The following is a 637-nucleotide window of genomic DNA, read 5'->3' on the forward strand; positions in this document are numbered from 1 at the left end:
GGCATGAATTGCGAACATAATAATAATGGCTACGTAAGCTGCGATAACGAATGTGGCCATATTCAATAGGGCTTGGAAGCTTGATGATGCCATGGCTTTAACCATTAAGGCAAAGATACCATAAGGCGCCATTCTCAAGACCAATGTCACGATACGTGAAACGATGGCGTCTAACATATCGATCATTTTCTTAAAGTATGAAGCTTCTTCTGGGTGTTTTCTTGCGACACCTAGATAAGCGACACCAACGAATGCTGAAAAGATCACTACTGCGATATTACTTGATTGACGTAAGCCCGCTAAGTCTTCAAAGATATTTGTTGGGATAAATGACAGGATTTGTTGCGGTAGGGTTGTATCAGCGATTTCAGCTTGGCGCTCTTGGATATAAGCGATTCGTGCTGTTTCGGCTGCCCCTTGGGTAAATTCTGCACCGTCTAAGTTGAATAGTAAGGCAATGGATAAGCCAATAACGGATGCAACGGCTACTGTGATAATTAATACAGCTAGGACGTTGAAACCTATTTTGCCAAGGTTATTCTCACCTTCTACTCGGGTAAAGGCGCGGACTAGTGAAACGAAGATTAAAGGTACAACAAGCATTTGCAAGAAGGATACGTATCCGTTCCCGATGATA

At 42.7% G+C, this 637-nt stretch carries 1 protein-coding gene; it reads right to left on the reverse strand.

Annotation, left to right across the window (positions count from 1 at the left end; translation table 11 throughout):
- Positions 1–637, reverse strand: a 637-nt coding sequence (locus ACRCJ0_RS18200; protein WP_431391541.1) for a cation:dicarboxylate symporter family transporter, incomplete at both ends; no start/stop codon positions are given.

This window comes from Aerococcus sp. L_32, assembly GCF_050689315.1.